Below are 15976 nucleotides of genomic sequence, written 5' to 3'. Positions count from 1 at the left end.
GACAGGGATTGAGTCAAATAACAATTTGAAAATTAATTATAATAATCGAACTATGTTCAATAATATTACATATTAAATAGTAGTCTTAAATTATATTGATATAAAATGTACCAATTTCTGTTTTGTATTTTTGTTATTTCTACTTACTAGTTAGTTTTTCCATCATTTTTTATACAAGTTTCGTAAATACAAGAATCTAGAAAACAAAAAAAGCGCCCTAAGGCGCTTTTTTATATTTAAGTCTTTATGGTTAAGTTATTTATTGCTTTTCGGCACCAAAGGTTCCTTGGAAAGTTGTACCTTCACCTGGTTGAGCACCCTTACCGCCTTGAGCTAACGCTTCTTGGTAAACCCCGCCTAAGAATTTAGCATCCTCGCCATAGAAACCACCTGCGGTATCAATATTATTTACATTACCAGCAAAGGTATTGCCGCTGATATCTGCATTGATATTAATCTTATTATCAGTAGGCATATATTTATAATCGCCATCTGCAAATGTCAATGTTCCTTCAAGTTTGCTATTAACGAAGTCAACATCGAACTTCGAGGTTCCATTAACGACTGGACCGCCACGCTTGCCCTCTTTTAAATGTAGGTTTTCCATATAAGTAGCAACACCAGCATACGCTACCATACCATCATTAATATTGTTATCAATATTGTACTTTGCCAAGTCTTTCATGTACTGCATATCTTCAAGGTTTGTACCATTGCCTTGTACGTAGACAGTGGATACACGCGCCAAGTCTGTTGTAGCTAACTTTGGATCTCCATATACATGTCCAATTTGCATCTGCGTTTTCATTTGTGTATCAAAGTTCTTATAAACAGATGAATAGTTTAGATCTAATGCTACAGGACCTTGAACTTTTGTGTTTTCAGTATGAAGCTTAAAACCATTACCATACTCTGAATCACTAGTTCCACTTATATTGACAAGAACCTTCTGTTTTACAGAGTCAGGCTTGGTCATATCAGCACGGGCAAAGAATTTATCGTAACCAGTAAAGTTATCTCCTAATTGATTGTCTACAGGAACCTTAGATCCATCTACAGTCACAGTCTCTGTAAAGTCAGATTTGTCATTACGTATCTCTGCATAACCAATCGCATCTTCCGTAAGAGTTAAGAACTTTTTACTACTTAGCGTATTACTCTGGAAACCAGTAAGTTCAGTATCTACTTTAGCATCTGGATTAACTGGCGGCGTCGGCGTCGGCGTCGGCGTCGGCGTCGGCGTCGGCGTTGGCGTCGGCGTTGGCGTTGGCGTCGGTGTCGGCGTCGGTGTTGGCGTCGGTGTTGGCGTTACAGCTGCGTTTTTCTCAGCACCAAAGGTACCTTGCGAACCATTACCTTCATAAATACCACCGATATAATTGGCGTCCTTACCGTAGAAGGCACCATTAGTATTATACTCACCCTTTTTACCTGTGAATTCGTTGCCATTGATATCAGCACCTAGTGCAATATCGCCGGCTTTAGTAAAGCTTAGCTTACCATCGACTTTTTTCGCAACGAAATCAGCTGTAAATTCTGAGCTACCATACTCAATGGCATTCCCTGAACCTACTTTACGATTGGTGGCATCGCCAGTATATTCAAACTTACCTTCACCCGGTAGAGTTGCTGTTTTATTACCAATGACTAATACGCCGTCCACTGGGATTTGATTTCCTAATGCATTCACCTCACCATCAACATGGGCGATACGGAGTGCACCATCAGTACCGAAATCTTTATAGGTTGAGGTATAAGTTAGGTCGTCTTCACCCAGCACATTGCCTTTGCCTTGATGAGATTTAAACCCACTTCCGGTGTCAACATCATTGTCACCAGATAAGGCAACTGCTACTGGTTTTTGAACAATTCCTGTCAAAGCTTCATCAGCGCGGGCATCGGCATCGGATACGCTACGAATATCAAAAGTACGTGTGGTTACTTCTTTTACCCCTGCAATCGCTCCTGTATTCACAGAAAGATGCTGTGCACCTGATAATTTAGTTTCTGCTGCAGAGCTATAATCCGCAGGTGTTGGCGTCGGTGTTGGCGTCGGTGTTGGCGTCGGTGTCGGCGTCGGTGTTGGCGTCGGTGTTGGCGTTACAGCTGCGTTTTTCTCAGCACCAAAGGTACCTTGCGAACCATTACCTTCATAAATACCACCGATATAATTGGCGTCCTTACCGTAGAAGGCACCATTAGTATTATACTCACCCTTTTTACCTGTGAATTCGTTGCCATTGATATCAGCACCTAGTGCAATATCGCCGGCTTTAGTAAAGCTTAGCTTACCATCGACTTTTTTCGCAACGAAATCAGCTGTAAATTCTGAGCTACCATACTCAATGGCATTCCCTGAACCTACTTTACGATTGGTGGCATCGCCAGTATATTCAAACTTACCTTCACCCGGTAGAGTTGCTGTTTTATTACCAATGACTAATACGCCGTCCACTGGGATTTGATTTCCTAATGCATTCACCTCACCATCAACATGGGCGATACGGAGTGCACCATCAGTACCGAAATCTTTATAGGTTGAGGTATAAGTTAGGTCGTCTTCACCCAGCACATTGCCTTTGCCTTGATGAGATTTAAACCCACTTCCGGTGTCAACATCATTGTCACCAGATAAGGCAACTGCTACTGGTTTTTGAACAATTCCTGTCAAAGCTTCATCAGCGCGGGCATCGGCATCGGATACGCTACGAATATCAAAAGTACGTGTGGTTACTTCTTTTACCCCTGCAATCGCTCCTGTATTCACAGAAAGATGCTGTGCACCTGATAATTTAGTTTCTGCTGCAGAGCTATAATCCGCAGGTGTTGGTGTTGGTGTCGGCGTTGGAGTCGGAGTCGGAGTCGGAGTCGGAGTCGGCGTTGGAGTCGGCGTTGGAGTCGGCGTTGGAGTCGGAGTCGGAGTCGGAGTCGGAGTCGGAGTCGGAGTCGGCGTTATTGTTTCAAATACATCGCCAAGATTATAAGAAGGCTCATCAGTCGTATTACAGGCGGCGAGGATCATTGATGTTAAGAGTACTACACTGGCTTTTAGCGGGGTTTTGAATTTTTTAGCTGTCGATACAGCCGTGATTGAATTACGGTTAGGTGACATTCTTCTTCCTCCATGGATGATTAATTGATATTCCTTTATCTACTACTTGTACTACTAGTGTTTAGATAAGAGCTATAGATAACCAAATTTAGTTTACAAAGTCAATTCATAAAAGCTGACTGCTGTTGATAAAAAAATGACGCAAACGTTCATTTGTGAGAGGTTAAACATTTCTATGAGTATTAATTCAGTACTCAATAAGATAGATAATAGTCATTAGTGAAGCTTATCTAACTCACTAGATAAGCTTTTTAAGAACTTTATTCAAAATAATACTATCAAATGCAATTTTACTGACTTTGGTAAGAGATTTTTACGCCCGCAATATAACCATCATTGTCTTCAGCCTTACTGACGATACTACCATTAGGTAACTGTCCAGTAGCATCCCCAAACTTAAGATACTTGCCGCCGACAGATACTGCCCACTCTGGTGTGACATTGTATTTAATGCCACCACCAATACTATAAAAACCTTCAATGGTACCAAGTGAACTCACAGGGTCTCCAGCACCAGAATCATAGCCGAGAACAACTGAACCAGCCAATTTTTCATTAAATCGCTTAGCTAAACCAACATCGACCTTCCACTGATCTTTTTCGTAGGATAATAATGGTAAACCTTCTGGTACAGCTGCCTTTGAGAATACATTATATAAAGGCGGAACAATCGAAAAATCACTCCAAGGCACCCAGCGAACATCAAGCGTTCCTAATAATTGATACTTTTCACTCAAACCTGTCTGTATATTTAAGTTTACTGATTCAGGTGTGGTAACTGTCGCCTCAGTTGTCGCATTGGCTTGGATATCATATCCAGCACTTCCTGGAATCTGAGAAAGAACAAGGCCTTTATATTCACTATCTAAAAGCGGAACTCTCTCAGCGATATCTGTTTTATGTTCAATTTCAGAACGATAAGTTAAAGCAGCATTAAGCGCTATTTCGGGTTTGCTATAAGCAAGACCTGCAACCCAGCCGTAATCAGTATCCGCATTAACGTTAGCATCATAGCCTGTTAACGGACCATAGGCTTTACCTCGCAAATGTACGTCCGCTTTTGCTTTTTGCATTACTGGGCCACCAAATACTTGGAAACCATTAGACTTGTAACCAACCAAACCGGTCCAAGTCTCAGTATGAACACTAACATTGGTATTTTTATTATAATCAGGGTCTGTTATTGCAGAGTTTATTTTTTCGTTTTCAGCACCTATTCCATTGAATTTAGGTGTGATAAGCGTTTCTTCACCTACTTTTGATACGAAATTACTATCACCTTTATATTCTACCTCTGCCCCGAATGGCTCATCATAAAAGACACCAATACTTATATTGTCATTGACGTCCGTTTTGACACCATAACGCATAAAGCTATAGGTATCATCAGTAGCATTACCGGTACTCTTACCTTTAACATATTCAGCTTCAGTATTTGTTATACCAAATTTATTGCCCGCATTGTCATGAGCAGATACCTTGGTATCGATATAAGCAAAATCAACTTCTGCATAGGTTCCGGGATTAAAAAAGCCTTTGATATCTTGACCAGAACGATCAAGACCAGCAGCTTGCGTCAATGATGCAGCCGACAGAGTAATAAGAGCGAGAGTAAGTTTAGAGATAGGGAATTTTTGAGACACTTGATATCCTCCATGAATATAATAACTGGCAAATAGCTTGGTTATGATATGTCTTATATCAGTAACTTCAGCTGATGCTGTGCAATCCTTTGCCAAACGACTTTGAACTAAATCTTTAGAAGTAAGAATCGATGACTCGATCTTCACATTTCCTAAACATCAGACATTACAGCTATGTAAGATAACGTAACCGATTTAAGTATCATAATTAAAGTTGAGTCTTATAGCAACTCCCTTTTTGAACTTTAAAGAAATAGGCTAAAGCCGATAGAGTCTTTACTAAAAAAAAAATATAAATTGGTACGACTCAAACCTATGATATCAGTACGTCTTAATCAGAAAATTATGTATTAGACATATTAGTCAGAGGAATTTTTTATATTAATTTCTAAACATATAAGTATAAAAAAAGCAAAGCAGCCTATATGGCTGCTTTGCTTTTATGAACATTAGTATCTCTAATTAACGATAGAAAACTTAATTACTCGCCTTGGTAAGACAATTTTACGCCAACGATATATCCATCATTGTCTTGGAAATCACCAACCAATTTTTGAGTTGGCAATTGACCTTTGGCATCGCCGAACCATAGATATTTACCACCGGCTGATACAGCCCATTCGGGAGTGACGTTATATTTAGCGCCCAAACCAACACTATAATAGCCATCGATAGGACCTAGTGACGTTGTTACATCGCCAGCCCCGCTATCCCAGCCAACAGTACCACTTACCGCTAAGGCTGGAGCAATACGCTTGGCGAGACCAAGCTCTACCTGCCATTGGTCATCTTCATATTCTACTAAATCTAAACCATTGGGGCGTGCTGCGCTTGTACTAGCTGCATTATATAAAGGGGGAGTAATTACAAAATCACTCCAAGGTACCCAGCGTACTTTTGCTGTGGCTAGTGTTGTAGGATTAACACCTGTTTGGAAGTCGAAGTTTACTGACTTAGGAGTAGTTAATTCCATAATAGTATTCTGAGTAGATGGAAGTGTACCACCACTTAATAAAGGAGCTAGAGGATAACTCTCATATATATTCATACTATGGTCAATTTCAGACCGATACGTCAAAGCAGCTTTTAAAGCGATTTCAGGCTTACTATAAGATACACCCGCTAACCAACCATAATCCTGATCTGGGTTAATATTTGAGGTGTAACTAGTAGCGGGACCATAAGCAAGACCGCGTAATTTCACATCAGCTTGTACACGCTGAGCAACTGGACCGCCGTAAATTTGGAAATTTTTATCTGCGCCAAGCTTCATACCAAGAATAGCAGTTAGGTTCTCACTACGAACTTCAACATTAGTACCCTGCCCTGCAGTCGTTGCTTCAGCCCCTATGACTGCATTACCTAGTGGTCCGCTAGGCTTTTCATCATTTGCAAACTCACCTGCTGATTGAGCAGGATTAGTATTTGCAACGAAGTTGTTATCACCTTCATATTTGGCAGCAGCGCCAAATGGCTCGTCATATAAAACACCAATACTAAAAGTGTCATTGATATCAGTTTTTACACCATAACGGAAGAAATCATAAGATTCGGCGATATCACCCGTAGCATTACCACGTACATAGCTATTATCAAGAGGATTATTATTAGAGCTATCATAACCACTAACATCAGCATCGATATAGGTATATACAGCTTCGGCATAAGTGCCATCTTGTAAGAATGCAGTGATATCTTGACCTGAGCGATCAAGACCTGCAGCGTTAGTCATACTGGCTACAGAAAGAGTAGCTATCGCTACGGCAAGGGTTTTTAAGTGAAAAGTAGCGCGCATTGTATATCTCCAAACATCCTCGTTGTTAAATCGTTGTAATAATCAACATTTAGCATTGTTACGCAAAATATATGATTATGTAAACGATGTCCTAAAATGAATAGTAATGACTTTCTGACACTAAAACAACAATTAAAACGCTTTATTTCTTGTTAATGACTGAGCGGTACAAAACATTAAATTACTTTAATAAACAATAGTTTACTTACTATACAATCAGTAATTTCTAATTAATATTATTGGCGAACTTAAATCGGAAAACATAGGTTTTTATTCTCAAATTAAAAGGTATTGATTATTGTATTTTTCTTTATTTTAAACATAAAAAAAACGACCTATTTAAGGTCGTCTTTTTATCTAAAAAATATAACTTATATCAATATTAGTAATTTTCAGTTTTACTTAGCTTGATAAGATAGCTTCATACCAAGGGCAAAACCATCATTGTCTTCAAAGTTACTAACCACTTTTTTATTTGGTATTTGACCTTCAGCATCACCGAACCAGAGATATTTGCCACCAGCAGAAACAGCCCAGTTTTCAGTAAGGTTATACTTTGCCCCTAGACCCGCGCTGTAATAACCCTCAATAGGACCTAATGAAGTAACTGGATTACCGGCACCACTATCCCAACCGATATTACCAGTCACTGCTAGTGCTGGGGTTAAACGTTTGGCTAAGCCTAATTCTACTAACCATTGATCTTTATCGTAGCTTACTAGTGATAAATTGCTAGCTTGATTATAAAGAGGTGGCACAATAGCAAAATCACTCCAAGGTACCCAGCGTACTTTAGCCGTCGCTAACATAGTAGGATTGATACCTGTCTGGAAATCAAAATTTACAGATTCGGGAGTTGTGATTTCAATTTCACCAACTCTTGTTGGATTCATTTGCTTAAGAGCTAAAGCTGGAAACGTTTCAGAAATTGGTAAGGTATGATCGATTTCTGAACGGTAAGTGAGGGCTGCTTGTAACGCGATCTCAGGTTTACTATAAGCAACACCTGCTAACCAACCATAATCTTGAGCAGCACTAATATGTGTAGTATAGCCATCTGCTTGACCATATGCTTTACCACGCAACTTCACATCTGCTTGAACACGTTGAGCTACTGGACCGCCATATACTTGGAATTCTTTGTTTTCACCAAATTTTGCACCAAGAATACCTGTGATACTTTCAGTACGCACTTCAACGTTAGTCGACTCACCATTTGGTTGTATAAATCCACCAAAACTAGGATTTGGCTCATGAGATATAAAATCATTTTTGCCACTATAATCAGCTGCGGCGCCAAAAGGCTCATCATATAGAACACCAATGCTAAAGGTCTCATTGATATCTGCTTTTACGCCATAACGAAAGAAGTCATAAGACTCTGCGATATCATCAATTTTGTTATCTGAAGAATCTTTCCCACTCACATCAGCATCTAGATAAGTATAAACCGCTTCGGCATAGGTGCCATCTTGTAAAAATGCCGTGATATCTTGACCTGAACGATCAAGACCTGCCGCACTAGCGATACTAGCTGCAGAAAGAGCAGCCAAAGCTACCGTAAGAGTCTTTAGATTGAAATTTGCGCCCATCGTGTATCTCCAAACATCCACATTGTTTTACCGCTACACCGAACTTTGTTAGGTAGACAGTATCTAAGGTGAAGGATACTAATGTTTTTTTTACATTAAGACAACCTAAAAACACATTATTTCTCTAATATGACTCAATAGTCATCGTACGGTGTATTTATGCAAAAACACACATATACGCTTATCATAAACAGCCCATCAGACGGCTTATCAGTAAGAGGTGTTTTTCCACTTAATAGTGTGGCGGTCTATCTGCCACAACATCAAACGGCGCCACACCGCCCTCTCCATCTTGGCTTTCGACTTGTTTATAGATAAACTGCACCTGTCGCTGCAAGGTTTGGATATCTCTGTCTTGACGCGTAATGACCTCATCAAGCCGTTCTACGGTAACCTCAAGATGAGACAGGTTCATCTGTAATTCAATAACCTGTGCTTGTAAATCCGCTTGGGTATCTGACAGCTTAGCTTGACTATTGGAAGGTTTGCTATCTATCGAATTCAGTTCATTCATATTTTTCTCAATACCAGATAATGTAGTCATGACCTTTGTCAAATCTCACCCATGACCATTTAAAATAACCGTTATAAAATAGTGCTTATAAATGCATTTACGCATACTACAGTTAGGTGGCAGCATGTTATACTGCTAGCAATTTTGCAACAACCCCTACCTCACTATTATATAAGCTTAAGATATTCTATGGCATTGATACATTTAAAAGATATTCACTTAGCCTTTGGCGTCGCTCCTGTTCTTGACGGTATTGATTTTGCGATTAATGCGGGCGAGCGTGTGTGTTTGATTGGCCGCAATGGCGAAGGTAAATCCACCTTATTTAAACTGATTAACGGCTCATTGCAGCCTGACAGCGGTGAGATTATCACCAATAGCAGCATGCGTGTTGCGATGCTAGAGCAAGACGTCCCTGAAACCAGCGGTCGTATCTTGGACATCGTGATGGGCGGTAGCCGCCGTACCGCTGATTTGCTCATTAACTATAATAAGCAAGTCGATATGTGTGCCAACGGCGATATGGACGCTTGCGAGCATATGGCAACCTTGCAGCATGATATCGATGCGGTACATGGCTGGGATTTAGAGCGCGATGCAACCCGTCTGATTACGACCATGGGACTCGATCCTGAAGATGACTTGTCTTCACTTTCTGGTGGTCGTAAACGCCGCGTACTACTTGCACGTGCGCTGGTTACTAAGCCTGACGTGCTATTGCTCGATGAGCCAACCAACCATTTAGACGTTGAAAGTATCGAATGGTTAGAGCGCTTCTTATTAGATTGGCAAGGTTTGACTTTATTATTTGTGACTCACGATAGAGCATTTGTGAATAAGCTTGCTACGCGTATCGTTGAGCTTGACCGTGGTCAGTTAACAAGCTATGACGTGACCCAAGGCGCAAAAGGTTATGCGCGTTATCAAGAATTAAAAGAGCAGCAGCTACTTGCTGAAGAAAAAAATAATGCTAACTTTGATAAGAAACTGGCACAAGAAGAAGTTTGGATTCGCCAAGGTATCAAAGCGCGTCGTACCCGTAACGAAGGTCGCGTCCGTGAGCTAAAAGCGTTGCGCGAAGAGCGTAGTGGTCGCCGTGAGCAAGTCGGTAACGTCAATATCACCATGGGTGAAGGCGAGAAAAGCGGCAAGCTGGTCTGTAAAGTTAAAAACTTGCATCTGGAATATGATGGCAACGTCTTGGTCGATAACTTTAGCACCATGATTATGCGCGGCGATAAAATTGGTATCGTGGGTCCCAACGGCGCTGGTAAAACCACGCTCATTAAAGCCCTACTCGATATGTCTGACGATGAAGTCACCAAAACAGGTACAGTTGAGCTTGGCACTAATCTGAAAATTGCCTTTTTTGATCAGCTGCGTGATCAGCTAGATTTAGAAGCCAGTGTCGCACAAAACGTCTCAGAAGGTTCAGACTTTGTCGAAGTTGGCGGGCGCAAGACGCATATCATGAGCTATTTGCAAGACTTCTTATTTGCCCCAGAACGTGCACGTACGCCAGTCAAAGCCCTATCAGGTGGTGAACGTAACCGTGTATTACTTGCCAAGCAGCTATTAAAGCCTGCTAACATTCTGGTACTCGATGAGCCAACCAACGATTTGGATATGGCAACCTTGGAGCTATTAGAAGAGTCTGTTAGTAGCTTTAACGGTACTATCCTGCTGATTAGCCATGACCGCTCATTTATGGACAACGTTGTCACCTCTACTTGGGTGTTTGATACTGATGAAGACGGCAAAGGGGTGGTCAAAGAGTATGTCGGTGGCTATCAAGAATATTTGGTACAAAAGAACCGTGAAGAAGCAGCAAAGGCTAAGAATGCTAAATCGTCTAGCGATAATGCTGCCAATAGCAAATCTAGCAATAAAGCTACGGTTGCCGCAAAGCCTAATACAGCTGCTAAAAAACTCAACTATAACGAGCAGCGTGAACTTGATAATTTACCGAAAGAAATCGCCGCGCTTGAAGCTGAGCAAACTCAGCTAGAAGAAAAGCTGGCTGACGGGTCATGGTTTACCAAAGATATTGAAGCCGCGACTGCCGCCAGTGAGCGTTTATTGGTCATCGAAGATGAGATGATGACTAAGCTTGAGCGCTGGCATACTCTTGAGAGCTAGTATTTATAGTTAGTATAAAAAATAAAGCACTACAAGCTTAGTATGAATCATGACGCCCTTACCTTTAATGGTTATACCTTTAATATCTATCATATTAATAGATATCTTATTTAAAATGCACTATTAAAGGTAGAGCGATTTATAAGTATTTCATTTTAGTAAGTAGAAATAAATAGCCAACGGCTACTTACACAGTAGTGATGTGCTGAAAGTTAGTGAACATTGTCTGAATTTCAAGTATCATTCGCTATTGCTGAATATCCTTATTAATTATAAGGTCATTATTCCTATAAGCCTTGTTGCATACAGGCATCTGTTAAACATTGATAAGTAAGGTCTTTTAGACCCATTATCTGGTTTAACGTTGTAGCGTGCCCTATCAAGGTTGCTTTATTTTTAACACAATAATTTATTTTATGACCGAAATAGCTTAGAATAGCAACAATTAGCAAAATTAGGCACAGCTAACGTGGCTTGATAATTGTAATTTTTCTAAGCCACAAACCCAGTGTGGGATAATCCCATTTCATTCACCTGGAGGAAGTTTTAATGAGCCATGCCGAAGGCGTTAACGTACAACGTCGTAGAGTTCTTATTGCCTCGACTGCCGTAATTGGTGCAGCTGGGGTAGCTGCTGTGGCAACACCTTTTGTCCGTTCTTGGACCCCAAGCGCTAAAGCTGAGGCTGCTGGTGCGGCAGTGACCCAAGATATTGGTTCTATCGAAGCAGGACAAATGATTGTCGTCAAATACCGTGGTAAACCTATCTTTGTGGTCAAGCGCACTGAAGAGATGCTGACCACGCTTGAATCAGTAAAGCCACTATTATCTGACCCCGATTCTGATGCATCTTTGCAACCTGAATACTGTAAAAATCCTGAACGCTCTATCTCGCCAGAAGTATTGGTGGTAGAAGGCGTCTGTACGCATTTAGGCTGTGCACCAAACTACCGTCCTGATGTTGGCGCAGCCGATTTAGGTGGTAATGATTGGTACGGTGGATTTTTCTGCCCATGTCATGGCTCTAAATATGATTTAGCGGGTCGTGTTTATAGTGGTGTACCTGCACCGCTTAACTTACCCGTCCCAGAGTACAACGTGGATGGTACCATCTTGACGATTGGGGAGGCTTAATATGAGCATGGGTAAAAAGTTAATGCATTGGGTGGACGCGCGTTTTCCTGCGACTGAAACCTATGAATATCATATGTCAAAGTACTATGCACCAAAGAACTTTAACTTTTGGTATTTCTTTGGCGTGTTATCAATGGTGGTACTGGTCAACCAGTTAGTCACTGGTATTTGGCTGACGATGATGTACAACCCAAGTGCCGAAGGGGCATTTGCCTCTGTTGAATACATCATGCGTGATGTTAAAGGTGGCTGGCTCATCCGTTATATGCACTCGACCGGCGCATCAGCGTTCTTCGTCGTGGTATATCTGCATATGTTCCGCGCCTTGCTATACGGTTCATACCAAAAACCACGTGAGCTTATTTGGCTCATCGGTATGGGTATTTACCTAGCATTGATGGCAGAAGGTTTCTTCGGTTACCTACTTCCTTGGGGCAACATGTCATTCTGGGGCGCACAGGTTATCTTAAACCTACCTGCTGCACTGCCTGTGATTGGTGATGGTCTTGCTGAATGGGTACGTGGTGATTATATTATCTCAGGTATCACCCTAAACCGCTTCTTTGCCTTGCATGTGGTTGCGATTCCGCTGGTGCTTGTGGGCTTAGTCTTTATGCATTTAGTGGCGCTACATCATGTTGGTTCGAACAACCCTGATGGCATCGACATTAAGAAGCTAAAAGATAAGAATGGCGTACCATTAGACGGTATTGAATTCCATCCGTACTACACTGTGCATGATATGGTGGGTATTGTTGTCTTCTTTATCTTGTTCTTTGCAGTGGTGTTCTTCTTCCCAGAAGGCGGCGGTTTCTTCCTTGAGCCACCAAACTTTGAGACAGCGAACTCGCTAAAAACACCTGCGCATATTGCGCCAGTATGGTACTACACACCTTTCTATGCCATCTTACGTGCAGTTCCTGATAAGCTTGGTGGTGTTATTGCGATGGGTGGTGCGATTGCCGTACTGTTCTTAATCCCATGGCTCGATAGATCTCCAGTACGCTCGATACGTTATAAAGGCATCTTGTCTAAGATTGCGCTTACTATCTTTGCGATTAGCTTTGTCGTACTAGGCTACTTGGGTGCAACACCTGCAACCCCAACGGCGACTATCATGTCACGTATATTCACAGTTCTATATTTCTTGTTCTTCTTATTGATGCCGTTTTACACTGCCATTGAGAAGTGTAAACAGCCACCAGAACGCGTTACCGGAGGTCACTAATGAGCACGCTAATTAAATCCCTAGCTGGTCTAGGCTTAGGCGCGGCATTAACCTTGACTGCTGGTAGCGCACTGGCAGCAGGCGGTGGCTGCGGTACTTTCACCAATGCTGACGGTGTGGTAGAACACCTAGCTTGTAGCACAGCCCCTATTGATTTTACCAATAAAGGCTCGCTACAAAACGGCGCGAAAATCTTTATGAACTACTGTGCCGGTTGTCACTCCGCACAGTACGTTCGCCACTCGCGCATTGCTAAAGATTTAGAGATACCACCTGAGCTGGTTGAGAAGTATTTGATGGTCACCACCGATCAAATCGGTGATCATATCAATGCTGAAATTGACCCTGAAGTACAAGCATCATGGTTCGGCGCGGCTCCTCCAGATTTGTCTCTTGAGACACGTCTGCGCGGTGATGACTGGGTATATACGTACCTGTTGTCATTTTATGAAGATCCAAGCCGTCCTTGGGGCGCTAATAACTTAGTGCTTGCCAACGCTGCGATGCCTCACGTCTTGCATAATATGCAAGAAGAGCTGAGTGCCGATGAGTTTGAATCTGAGGTTGGTGACTTGGTTAACTTCATGGCGTGGATGGCTGAGCCTGTTCGTCATGACCGTCAAGTGATTGGTTTCTTTGTGATTTTATTCTTATTAGTATTACTAATTCCAGTTTACTTATTGAACAAAGAGTTCTGGAAAGACGTAAAATAATTTAAGTATTAAACACTAAGACTGCATCATATAAAAGGTACTACTTCGGTAGTGCCTTTTTTTATTCTTTGACAAACCGTTAGACACTAAAATATTAGCTGATAGCAAGGCTGCCCCCTAATGTTTACGTACGCTACCTTGATAAACAGAGCCACATTGTTTACGATAACAGGCTTTACTAACATATTAGGCTTTCATGATTGATGCGAATGACATTCCAAGTAGTCAGCTGATTTTATACGCTGATGACGGCTACGACAGTCATGTGGTGCGTCTATTACTTGAAGAAAAAAAGCTTGCCTATTATTTATCACGTTTACACTCTGAGCGTCCTGAAGATTTGACAGAGCTCAACCCCTATCATACCCTGCCTGTCTTGCAGCAGCGGGAAATTGCGCTATATGAGATTAACGTCATCTTTGAGTATCTTGAAGAGCGTTACCATGCCAATAAGCTATTGCCTGAGACGCCGCAAGAGCGCGCGCAATTCCGCCAATTAGCATGGCGTATTCAACGCGATTGGCTGGTACTCGGTAAACGCCTGCTGATGCATCCAGACAGTTTCAATAAAGCCCAAGCTGCCATGGCCAAAAAACAGCTGAGCGATTCACTCATTACTTTATCACCACTGTTTGCCCATAAACCTTACTTTATGGCAGATGAATTTGGCTGGTGTGATGTGCTCTTAGCGCCTCTACTATGGCGGTTGGAAGAAATGGGCATTGAGCTACCGCGCGCTATCAGTCGTCCTCTATTTGATTATCAAAAACGGGTTTTTGAGCGTGATAGCTTTCAAAAAAGCGTGCGCTAATTAGACAATAGCAAAGTGCTACCTTAAAATAACCAATAATTAAGCATGAACGACTTTTTTATAACGAACACTCTACCGTCAATTCTTTTTTAATTATTATTTCATATCCTCAGTATAGGAAGCCAAAGATGAGCGAAGAAACCACCTCTATTACCCCAACCCGTCCTTATATGGTGCGCGCGATATATCAATGGATAGAAGACAATGCGCTCACGCCGTATCTGATGGTGGACGCCACTGCCGACAACGTACAGATTCCAAGAGAACATGTACAAGATGGGCGTATCGTGCTCAATATCGCCAGTCGTGCGACCGGTAATATGAGTATGGGAAATGACTACATTAACTTTAGTGCGCGCTTTGGTGGGGTATCACAAGAGATTTGGGTGCCACTAACGGCGGTAATGGGCATTTATGCCAAAGAAAATTCGCAAGGGATGTTTTTTGACCCAAATGAATATGACAATTATGAACCTGAACAGGACACTGTTGCGAGTAGCAGCTCTAAAACCAACGTTGCAGCGCCTAAGCCCAAACGTGATAATAAAGCCGGTCTAAAAGTTTTAAAATAATTGACTTTAAAAAAATAATCGACTTTGAAATAGCCAAATTATAAAACAATAAAAAAGCCAGTCATATTAAATATGCTGGCTTTTTTATTGTCAGTCTAAAACACTTAAATTCTTAGCGCTTAAATTCTAGACGCCTAAGTTCTAGGTAAAGTTACACCGCGTTGGCCTTGATATTTACCTCCGCGGTCTTTATAACTGGTTTCGCAGACGTCATCAGCATCACTTTGGAAGAACAGCATTTGCGCCACGCCTTCGCCGGCATAAATACGTGCTGGCAAATTGGTGGTATTACTAAATTCTAACGTCACGTGCCCTTCCCACTCAGGCTCAAGCGGCGTTACGTTGACGATGATACCGCAGCGTGCATAGGTTGATTTACCGAGGCAAATGGTCAATACGTCACGTGGAATGCGGAAATATTCCATCGTACGCGCCAATGCAAACGAGTTTGGTGGAATAATACATTCGTCACCAACGATATCGATAAAGCTTTTCTCATCGAAGTTTTTAGGGTCAACGACGACCGAATGCACGTTGGTAAAAACTTTAAACTCAGGGGCACAGCGCACATCATAACCATAGCTTGAGGTGCCATAACTGACCAAACGCTCGCCTGCATCATTAAAGCGTACTTGACCTGGCTCATATGGTTCAATCATGCCATGTTCTTCGGCCATTTTACGAATCCAGCGGTCAGATTTGATAGACATTGTTCTTCCTTAG

12 protein-coding genes are annotated in these 15976 nt (G+C 41.8%); 6 read left to right on the top strand and 6 right to left on the bottom strand.

All coding sequences use genetic code 11. The annotated features are described in order from the left end of the window. Positions 1-259: 259 nt before the first annotated feature. The 5 genes from JMX50_RS12720 to JMX50_RS12700 form a co-directional block, all read right to left on the bottom strand. Positions 260-3112: a transferrin-binding protein-like solute binding protein gene (locus JMX50_RS12720; protein ID WP_201629941.1), complete on the bottom strand. Its 2853-nt coding sequence runs from the start codon at positions 3110-3112 to the stop codon at positions 260-262. Positions 3113-3402: 290 nt separating this feature from the next. Continuing rightward, positions 3403-4755, bottom strand: a complete 1353-nt coding sequence (locus JMX50_RS12715; protein WP_201629947.1) for an OmpP1/FadL family transporter — start codon at positions 4753-4755, stop codon at positions 3403-3405. 481 nt (positions 4756-5236) lie between these two features. Beyond that, entirely contained in the window at positions 5237-6550 is a 1314-nt protein-coding gene (locus JMX50_RS12710; RefSeq protein ID WP_201629935.1) for an OmpP1/FadL family transporter, read from the bottom strand. A 398-nt stretch (positions 6551-6948) separates the two neighbouring features. Then, complete coding sequence (locus tag JMX50_RS12705; RefSeq protein ID WP_201629928.1) at positions 6949-8142, bottom strand: OmpP1/FadL family transporter; 1194 nt, start codon at positions 8140-8142, stop codon at positions 6949-6951. A gap of 232 nt (positions 8143-8374) precedes the next feature. Next, positions 8375-8686, bottom strand: a complete 312-nt coding sequence (locus tag JMX50_RS12700; RefSeq protein WP_227671066.1) for a SlyX family protein — start codon at positions 8684-8686, stop codon at positions 8375-8377. A 159-nt stretch (positions 8687-8845) separates the two neighbouring features. Between JMX50_RS12700 and JMX50_RS12695 the strand changes: the two genes are divergently transcribed. The 6 genes from JMX50_RS12695 to JMX50_RS12670 all read left to right on the top strand — a co-directional run bounded on the left by JMX50_RS12695 (position 8846) and on the right by JMX50_RS12670 (position 15253). Further along, positions 8846-10795 carry an ATP-binding cassette domain-containing protein gene (locus JMX50_RS12695; protein ID WP_201625719.1) on the top strand — a complete coding sequence of 650 codons (1950 nt, stop codon included), beginning with the start codon at positions 8846-8848 and terminating at the stop codon, positions 10793-10795. Positions 10796-11344: 549 nt separating this feature from the next. After that, the gene (gene petA, locus JMX50_RS12690; RefSeq protein WP_201564749.1) at positions 11345-11929 is read left to right on the top strand and encodes a ubiquinol-cytochrome c reductase iron-sulfur subunit; all 585 of its coding nucleotides are present in this window, start codon (positions 11345-11347) and stop codon (positions 11927-11929) included. A gap of 7 nt (positions 11930-11936) precedes the next feature. Then, positions 11937-13157, top strand: coding sequence for a cytochrome b (locus tag JMX50_RS12685; RefSeq protein ID WP_372829985.1), 1221 nt, complete (start codon positions 11937-11939; stop codon positions 13155-13157). Next, positions 13157-13870, top strand: coding sequence for a cytochrome c1 (locus JMX50_RS12680; protein ID WP_201625718.1), 714 nt, complete (start codon positions 13157-13159; stop codon positions 13868-13870). Before JMX50_RS12685 ends, JMX50_RS12680 begins: the two co-directional genes overlap by 1 nt. 196 nt (positions 13871-14066) lie before the next feature. Continuing rightward, positions 14067-14681 (top strand): glutathione S-transferase N-terminal domain-containing protein, encoded by a 615-nt coding sequence (locus tag JMX50_RS12675; RefSeq protein WP_201564753.1) that lies wholly within the window; start codon positions 14067-14069, stop codon positions 14679-14681. Positions 14682-14809: 128 nt separating this feature from the next. Beyond that, on the top strand, positions 14810-15253 hold the full coding sequence (locus JMX50_RS12670) for a ClpXP protease specificity-enhancing factor (protein WP_201629924.1): 444 nt from the start codon (positions 14810-14812) through the stop codon (positions 15251-15253). Between the two features lie 134 nt (positions 15254-15387). Here JMX50_RS12670 and dcd read toward each other — a convergent pair whose 3' ends face one another. Further along, on the bottom strand, positions 15388-15963 hold the full coding sequence (gene dcd, locus JMX50_RS12665; RefSeq protein WP_149489812.1) for a dCTP deaminase: 576 nt from the start codon (positions 15961-15963) through the stop codon (positions 15388-15390). Positions 15964-15976 lie beyond the last annotated feature (13 nt).

This window comes from Psychrobacter maritimus, assembly GCF_904846345.1.
In the GTDB taxonomy this organism is placed as follows: domain Bacteria; phylum Pseudomonadota; class Gammaproteobacteria; order Pseudomonadales; family Moraxellaceae; genus Psychrobacter; species Psychrobacter maritimus.
This window is presented reverse-complemented; position numbering and strand designations above follow the sequence as displayed.

Bases quoted from the DNA above. Each gene is read 5' to 3' on its own strand.
- JMX50_RS12685 (WP_372829985.1), top strand. From the start codon at position 11,937: ATGGGTAAAAAGTTAATGCATTGGGTGGACGCGCGTTTTCCTGCGACT.
- JMX50_RS12700 (WP_227671066.1), bottom strand. From the start codon at position 8,686: ATGACTACATTATCTGGTATTGAGAAAAATATGAATGAACTGAATTCG.
- JMX50_RS12675 (WP_201564753.1), top strand. From the start codon at position 14,067: ATGATTGATGCGAATGACATTCCAAGTAGTCAGCTGATTTTATACGCT.
- JMX50_RS12720 (WP_201629941.1), bottom strand. From the start codon at position 3,112: ATGTCACCTAACCGTAATTCAATCACGGCTGTATCGACAGCTAAAAAA.
- dcd (WP_149489812.1), bottom strand. From the start codon at position 15,963: ATGTCTATCAAATCTGACCGCTGGATTCGTAAAATGGCCGAAGAACAT.
- JMX50_RS12710 (WP_201629935.1), bottom strand. From the start codon at position 6,550: ATGCGCGCTACTTTTCACTTAAAAACCCTTGCCGTAGCGATAGCTACT.
- petA (WP_201564749.1), top strand. From the start codon at position 11,345: ATGAGCCATGCCGAAGGCGTTAACGTACAACGTCGTAGAGTTCTTATT.
- JMX50_RS12695 (WP_201625719.1), top strand. From the start codon at position 8,846: ATGGCATTGATACATTTAAAAGATATTCACTTAGCCTTTGGCGTCGCT.
- JMX50_RS12670 (WP_201629924.1), top strand. From the start codon at position 14,810: ATGAGCGAAGAAACCACCTCTATTACCCCAACCCGTCCTTATATGGTG.
- JMX50_RS12680 (WP_201625718.1), top strand. From the start codon at position 13,157: ATGAGCACGCTAATTAAATCCCTAGCTGGTCTAGGCTTAGGCGCGGCA.
- JMX50_RS12705 (WP_201629928.1), bottom strand. From the start codon at position 8,142: ATGGGCGCAAATTTCAATCTAAAGACTCTTACGGTAGCTTTGGCTGCT.